Origin of the sequence: uncultured Candidatus Thioglobus sp. (assembly GCF_963981275.1) — a bacterium.
Taxonomy (GTDB): domain Bacteria; phylum Pseudomonadota; class Gammaproteobacteria; order PS1; family Pseudothioglobaceae; genus Thioglobus_A.
The window spans coordinates 1-7,063 of record NZ_CAXCCZ010000046.1; the positions used below are offsets into that span (position 1 = coordinate 1).

The window sequence follows — 7,063 nt, forward strand, 5'->3', positions numbered from 1 at the left end:
GATTGTGCCCACGTTTACATGGGGCTTGGTTCTTTCGAATTTTTCTTTTGACATTGTAAATACTCCTTACTTATTTAATTTTTCGATAACATCGTCAGCAACGTTTTTAGGTGCTGCCGTATACTTTGAGAATTCCATAGAATAGCTCGCACGTCCTTGGGTCGCTGAACGAAGATCATTTGCATAACCAAACATTTCAGCTAGTGGAACGTCTGCTTTCAATTGCTTGCCGTTTGGAAGATCTTCCATGCCACCAACCAAACCACGACGACGGTTAAGATCACCCATAACATCACCCATGTACTCTTCAGGTGTAACAACCTCTACTGCCATCATTGGCTCAAGAAGTTGTGGATTAGCCATTCTAACACCTTCCGCTAAACACTTAGAAGCGGCAATCTTAAATGCCATTTCATTCGAGTCAACATCATGGTAAGAACCATCATAAACTGTTACTTTAACGTCAACTAATGGGAATCCGGCTAATACACCGTTCTCCATTTGCTCTTGAACACCTTTGTTAACGGCAGGAATATATTCTTTAGGAATTACACCACCTTTAATTTCATCAACGAACTCATAACCGGCGCCAGCTTCTTGTGGCTCGATACGTAAATGTACATGTCCATACTGACCACGACCACCTGATTGCTTAGCAAATTTATGCTGGTGCTCAACCATTGTTGTAATTGCTTCACGGTAAGATACTTGTGGTGCTCCAACGTTACACTCAACATCAAATTCACGCTGCATACGATCTACAATAATATCTAAGTGAAGCTCACCCATACCAGCGATAATTGTTTGTCCGGATTCTTCATCACTCGATACACGGAAAGACGGATCTTCAGCTGCAAGCTTACCTAAAGCGATACCCATTTTTTCTTGGTCAGCTTTAGTTTTAGGCTCAACTGCTAATGCGATTACCGGCTCAGGGAATTCCATTCTTTCTAGAACAATCTTCTCTTTAAGATCGCATAGCGTGTCACCAGTTGTTACATCTTTAAGGCCGATCGCAGCAGCAATATCACCGGCACGAACCTCTTTAATTTCTTCACGGTCATTAGAATGCATCTGAACCATACGGCCAATACGCTCTTTTTTACCTTTAGATGAGTTATAGACGAAATCACCCGCTTTAAGTACACCTGAGTAAACACGGAAGAAAGTTAACGTACCAACGAATGGGTCCGTTGCAATTTTAAATGCTAAAGCTGAGAACGGCTCATCGTCACTCGCTGGACGTGGCGCACGAGTCTCGTCTTTATCGTCAAGAATACCTTCAATTGCATCAACATCTAGTGGAGACGGCATGTACATGATAATTGCATCTAATGCTGCTTGCACACCTTTATTTTTAAATGCTGAGCCACAGAACATTGGAATAATTTCATTATTAATAGTCTGAGTACGAATACCTTCTTTAATTTCGTCATCTGTTAGATCGCCATCTTCTAAGTATTTTTCCATTAACTCTTCAGAAGCTTCTGCAGCTGATTCAATCATGAATTCACGCTTTTCTTCAGCAAGGTCTTGTAATTCTGCAGGAATATCTAGCGCTTCATAAGTTGCACCTTGATCTGCTTCATTCCAGTAAATCGCCTTCATAGTGATTAAGTCAACCACACCTTTAAAATCTTCTTCGGCACCAATGGCAATTTGCATTGGTACAGGGTTTGCACCTAAACGTGTTTTAATTTGATCACATACACGCAAGAAATCTGCACCAGCACGGTCCATCTTATTAACAAAACCGATACGAGGAACGTTGTATTTATTAGCTTGACGCCATACAGTTTCTGATTGAGGCTCTACACCACCAACCGCACAGAACAATGCCATTGCACCGTCTAATACTTTTAAAGAACGCTCAACTTCAATTGTAAAGTCAACGTGTCCCGGAGTATCAATAATATTAATACGATGCTCTTCAAACTGCTCATCCATACCTTTCCACATACAGGTTGTTGCAGCAGAAGTAATAGTAATACCACGTTCCTGCTCTTGCTCCATCCAGTCCATGGTTGCGCCACCGTCATGTACTTCACCAATTTTGTGAGTACGACCTGTGTATAAAAGAACACGTTCAGTTGTTGTTGTTTTACCAGCATCAATGTGCGCCATAACGCCAACATTACGGTAGCGACTAAGTGGGTGATTTCTTGCCATTTTCTTAAATCCTTTCGTTTACCAGCGGAAATGAGCAAACGCCTTGTTTGCTTCAGCCATTCTGTGAGTGTCTTCTTTCTTCTTAAATGCAGTGCCACGATTTTGAACCGCGTCTAATACTTCGCCTGCTAGTCTAAGCTTCATACCTTTTTCACCACGCTTACGTGATGCTTCAATAATCCAACGCATGGCTAGCGCAATTTTACGCTCTGCTCTTACTTCAATTGGAACTTGGTAAGTTGAACCACCAACACGGCGAGACTTAATCTCAACCTGTGGTCCAATGTTATCTAGGGCTTGTTTGAATACTTCAATTGGCTCAGCATTACCTTTAGCTTCAATTGTATCTAACGCATCATAAACGATCTTCTCAGCTACAGATTTTTTACCATCTAACATTAAGATGTTTACAAACTTAGCCAATACTAAATCACCAAACTTCGGGTCTGGTAGGATTTCTCTTTTAGGGGCGGATCTTCTTCTCATAGGGTTTCTCTTGTTTTATATATTGTTGTTATTTCTTAGGTTTCTTAGTACCATACTTAGAACGACCTTGCATTCTGCCATCAACACCAACGGTATCTAGTGCACCACGAACCGTGTGATAACGAACACCAGGCAAGTCTTTAACACGACCGCCACGAATAAGAATCACAGAGTGTTCTTGTAAGTTGTGCCCTTCACCACCAATGTAAGTTGTTACTTCGGCTGAATTAGTAAGTCTGACACGAGCAACTTTACGTAATGCTGAGTTAGGCTTCTTAGGGGTTGTTGTATATACACGAGTACATACGCCACGTTTTTGAGGGCAGCTGTCTAATGCTGGCACACCACTTTTGGTAACCTTCTTTTTACGTGGATTACGTACCAATTGATTAACTGTTGACATATCGCTATTTCTCCAAATCTTCTTTAATTTAAATAAGTTACAGCCACCCATTGTTTTTCCGGGGGCAATAAAGGAGTGAATTATACTGTGTTAGGCGCGCTTATGTCAACAAGTTTTAGGCCTTTTTCATCAAGCTGTCTAATAAAAAATTACTGGCGCGATTTAGCATTTCAAATACCTCATCGAATCGGCCTTCAAAATAGGGGTCGGGTACACTTTTTGTTTGATTATTGGGTATGTTATCTAGCATTAAAGATAGCTTGAATTGCTGATCTTTAGGGCAAATATTTTGCATATTGGATAAATTCGATTCATCCATCGCAAAAATATAGTCATAATAATAAAAATCACTTTCATGGACTTGGCGCGCACGCTGACTAGATAAATCTACCTGGTATTTGGCCGCCGAGAATTGTGATCTGGAATCTGGCTGCTCGCCAACATGATAGGCGTGTGTACCAGCTGAATCAATTTCAAATAAATCCCCCATGCCGCGCTTATTTACTTGAGATTCAAAAGCACCTTCAGCGGTTGGCGATCTACAAATATTACCCATGCAAACAAATAAAATTTTAGTTTTTTCGTCACTCATCTGCTTTTATAGTTGATAAAATCAATCATTATATCTATTATCAAAGTTGATTATGCCTAACACCTTATTGGATTCCGCTAAACAAGTTATTCTAACCGAAGCAAGTGCTGTCACTCAATTGGCTGATCAACTCGATCAGAGTTTTATTGATGCCTGTGGTCTTATTCAAAATTGTACAGGTAAAGTAGTTTTAATCGGCATGGGAAAATCCGGCCATATTGGCAATAAAATTGCCGCCACTTTCGCCTCCACTGGCACACCAGCTTTTGCCGTACATCCAGGCGAAGCTGGGCATGGAGATTTAGGCATGATCGAGGCAAACGATGTTGCTATCTGCATTTCTTATTCTGGCGAATCAGATGAAATCATGACATTGGTGCCAGTAATCAAACGCCTAGGCGCACCTATCATTAGCATGACCGGCAATAAGAACTCTTCAATCGGTCAAATTAGCGATGTACATCTAGATGTTAGCGTAGAGATGGAAGCCTGTCCGCATAATTTAGCACCCACCTCCTCAACTACAGTTGCACTCGCTATGGGTGACGCCCTAGCAGTGAGTATTTTAACCAACAAAGGTTTTAGCCCGGATGACTTTGCTCGCTCACACCCTTCGGGTGCACTTGGCAGGAGGCTACTAACTTTTGTTCACAATATTATGAAAACTGGTGACGACATTCCAACAGTCTCTCCTCAAACCAAATTATTAGATGCACTGCTGGTGATGAGTCAAAAAGCTTTGGGCATGGTGCTCATTACTAACAACAACCATCTAGAGGGTATCTTTACTGATGGTGATTTACGCCGCGTGCTAGAAACACATACTGATATTCAAAATCTGAAAATCGAAGAGGTAATGATTCCAAATTGTAAAACAATTCTAGCGGACAAGCCAGCCATGACCGCTGTGCAAATGATGGATGAGTTTAACTTAAACTCTCTACCTGTTGTCGACGAATCTAACCAAGTGCTAGGAGCTATTAACACACACACTTTAATGCAAGCAAAAATCATCTAAATTACTTTGTCTTTTCCTTTTTTTACTTTGTTGAATTTTATAAACACTTGATTGTAAAGATTTACTTCACGCCCTGCATATTTATAAAATTCACCTCATAGAAAGAAAAAAATACTTACAATTAACACAATGCTTATTTAGAATAATTAGCCACACCTAAGTAATTAATCTTTCAACACCCCACCAAACGCCAATCAGTGCAATTAATACTGAAACCGGCACAACGGCCAATTGTTGATAGTTAAGTTTTAACTTGCGAAGCAACAACAGCACACTAACTACACCCAGCACAATAATCACTTGTGCCAATTCCACGCCAATATTAAAACCAATGAGCGTGGTTAAAAATGAATCGGGCATCATCTCGAACCCTTTAAGCATGCTGGCAAAACCCAAACCATGAATCAAGCCGAATATAAACACAATAATGGTTTTGCGTTTGATGGACTGGTGGGTGAGTAAATTCTCAATCGCCACGTAGGCGATAGAAAAAGCAATCAACGGCTCTACAATTCTTGCTGATATTTCTAACACACCTACCATTGCCAAGCCCAGTGTAAGTGTGTGCGCCAAGGTAAAAGCACTTACCAATAATAATAAACGACGCCATAACAAGGAAGAAAGCGCCATGCCAATAATAAACAAAATATGATCCCAACCTAACGGAATAACATGATCAAAACCAATATCAATAAATTGAACAAAACGCTGCGTAGCGCTTTGAGACTCTGGGTGATTAACGTCAATCATGCCACTTGAGCTACCATCACGCAACCATTGCCACTGACTCCAATTGTATTCATCTTTTTTGTATATTTGCCAGCGCAAGGCACTATCGCCATGGATTTTTCCATACTGCCAAGTCAGCGTTTTGGGCCATTCATCAAGTGGCGTCTGATACGTCAAAACAGTTTTTCTAGGGCGTTTTTTATAACCAACAATGTCAACGTCAACCTCTTTTAAAAAGAGCGCTTGACGTTGGCTGTTTACACTTAATTGGAGGCTATTTAAAAATTCAGCTTCAAATGCTTTAAATCGTTGCTGCAAATGCTCAGGCTTAAATGCACGTAATTCATCATACTGCGCTGCATTTGGCGAGTCTGTAGTATTTTTATATTGCGTACCAATACCCGTCATGGCCGCTTCAAGGCTTAAATCAATTTTCACTTCCAGTGTCTTATTTTTAAAGATGGACACTTCCACCAAAGCCGGCTTAACCACATCTGCCTGCACAGTGATATTAACAAACAACAGTAATAAGAATAGTAATTTCATTAGCCCTCTGTAATAAAAAACCCCGACTAGCGGGGCTTTTTATAATACTTTTTACTCCAGATTTAGATCAACTTTCCAGCATAATTTTCAATACCTGGATTAGTCTTAACACCTTTAATAGTTGGATGATTAACTTTCTTCAAGTCTAGTGTACCCTGCTTACGTAAATAGTCAGCAGCAACGTCCCACATTAAACGTCCATTACCAACCGAGCCCACTTGCGCCCAACCAGAAACTTTATACGACTTATTCGGATCAATTGTTGTACCTTCATCATCTTTCATCTCTGAAATACGATTACCCAATGTTGCCGCCGGATCAATGGTGTAGTCCATGCCACCCATACGCACCATGTCACCACCTGATTGTAAATATGGATCTTGTACAAATAAATTTTCTGCAATGCCCTCTAAGATATCTTTAAGTTGTGCACCTTTTAGCTCGCTCACATATGTTTCACCATACGTCATTGAAGTGTTTGTCATGAGATCTTCCATAGTTACATCATGCCCTGCTGGCACCGACGTACCCCAGCGCACACCAGCTGACATAGCAAAGTCTGCATCATGCTCTTCACGCAATGAGTTAACCAATACTTGATCCCAAGTGCCCATAAAGTTACCACGACGATATAAAGTTTGGTCAGTTTTACAAAGCTTCTCTGTCAAAATTTCATCGTAAGTTTTATCTAGACGATCCATATTATTTGACATAGCTGAGCTTCTGGCTTCCACTACATTTTCATCGTATTTAGTATTACGCATCTTAGTGATAAAAGAGACCATGGCTGCATCTGGCTTAACAAAGTCAGTCAAAATTGGCAACATTTTGTAGTTGTAACCAACCACACGATGATCTTTAATATCAAAATCTAACACACCAATATATTTACCTGAACAGCCCGCATTAGTAACCACTGTCATGCCGCCTGCATTTTTCACTTCGATAGGTTTTGGCATACCATCATGCGTATGACCACCAAAAATAGCATCAATACCAACGACTCGAGAAGCCATTTTAATGTCAACATCCATACCATTATGAGAAACCAAAATCACAGCATCTGGCTTTTCATTTTCACGAATATCTGCAACCAGTTCACTCAGCTCATCTTCACGCA

7 protein-coding genes are annotated in these 7,063 nt (G+C 40.5%); 1 reads left to right on the forward strand and 6 read right to left on the reverse strand.

The features are described 5' to 3' along the window. Positions 1-66: 66 nt before the first annotated feature. The 4 genes from fusA to ABNR88_RS06640 form a co-directional block, all read right to left on the reverse strand. Entirely contained in the window at positions 67-2,169 is a 2,103-nt protein-coding gene (fusA, locus tag ABNR88_RS06625; RefSeq protein WP_348670207.1) for an elongation factor G, read from the reverse strand. An 18-nt stretch (positions 2,170-2,187) separates the two neighbouring features. After that, entirely contained in the window at positions 2,188-2,655 is a 468-nt protein-coding gene (gene rpsG, locus ABNR88_RS06630) for a 30S ribosomal protein S7 (RefSeq protein WP_053951619.1), read from the reverse strand. 28 nt (positions 2,656-2,683) lie between these two features. Further along, positions 2,684-3,058, reverse strand: a complete 375-nt coding sequence (gene rpsL / locus ABNR88_RS06635; protein ID WP_291929139.1) for a 30S ribosomal protein S12 — start codon at positions 3,056-3,058, stop codon at positions 2,684-2,686. A 115-nt stretch (positions 3,059-3,173) separates the two neighbouring features. Continuing rightward, positions 3,174-3,650 carry a low molecular weight protein-tyrosine-phosphatase gene (locus ABNR88_RS06640; protein WP_291929136.1) on the reverse strand — a complete coding sequence of 159 codons (477 nt, stop codon included), beginning with the start codon at positions 3,648-3,650 and terminating at the stop codon, positions 3,174-3,176. Positions 3,651-3,702: 52 nt separating this feature from the next. Here ABNR88_RS06640 and ABNR88_RS06645 point away from each other — a divergent pair, with 52 nt between their 5' ends. Then, a complete protein-coding gene (locus ABNR88_RS06645) occupies positions 3,703-4,668 on the forward strand; it encodes a KpsF/GutQ family sugar-phosphate isomerase (protein WP_291929131.1) in 966 nt (321 codons plus the stop codon). A 156-nt stretch (positions 4,669-4,824) separates the two neighbouring features. On the opposite strand, the gene ABNR88_RS06650 is transcribed toward ABNR88_RS06645, so the two are convergent. Together ABNR88_RS06650 and ABNR88_RS06655 are read right to left on the reverse strand one after the other, a co-directional pair. Continuing rightward, positions 4,825-5,943: a HupE/UreJ family protein gene (locus ABNR88_RS06650; protein WP_291929127.1), complete on the reverse strand. Its 1,119-nt coding sequence runs from the start codon at positions 5,941-5,943 to the stop codon at positions 4,825-4,827. Between the two features lie 62 nt (positions 5,944-6,005). Then, positions 6,006-7,063: 5'-nucleotidase C-terminal domain-containing protein (locus ABNR88_RS06655; protein WP_348670208.1), on the reverse strand; the 1,058-nt coding region annotated here is incomplete at its 5' end.

Bases quoted from the DNA above. Each gene is read 5' to 3' on its own strand.
- rpsL (WP_291929139.1), bottom strand. From the start codon at position 3,058: ATGTCAACAGTTAATCAATTGGTACGTAATCCACGTAAAAAGAAGGTT.
- ABNR88_RS06640 (WP_291929136.1), bottom strand. From the start codon at position 3,650: ATGAGTGACGAAAAAACTAAAATTTTATTTGTTTGCATGGGTAATATT.
- ABNR88_RS06650 (WP_291929127.1), bottom strand. From the start codon at position 5,943: ATGAAATTACTATTCTTATTACTGTTGTTTGTTAATATCACTGTGCAG.
- ABNR88_RS06645 (WP_291929131.1), top strand. From the start codon at position 3,703: ATGCCTAACACCTTATTGGATTCCGCTAAACAAGTTATTCTAACCGAA.
- fusA (WP_348670207.1), bottom strand. From the start codon at position 2,169: ATGGCAAGAAATCACCCACTTAGTCGCTACCGTAATGTTGGCGTTATG.
- rpsG (WP_053951619.1), bottom strand. From the start codon at position 2,655: ATGAGAAGAAGATCCGCCCCTAAAAGAGAAATCCTACCAGACCCGAAG.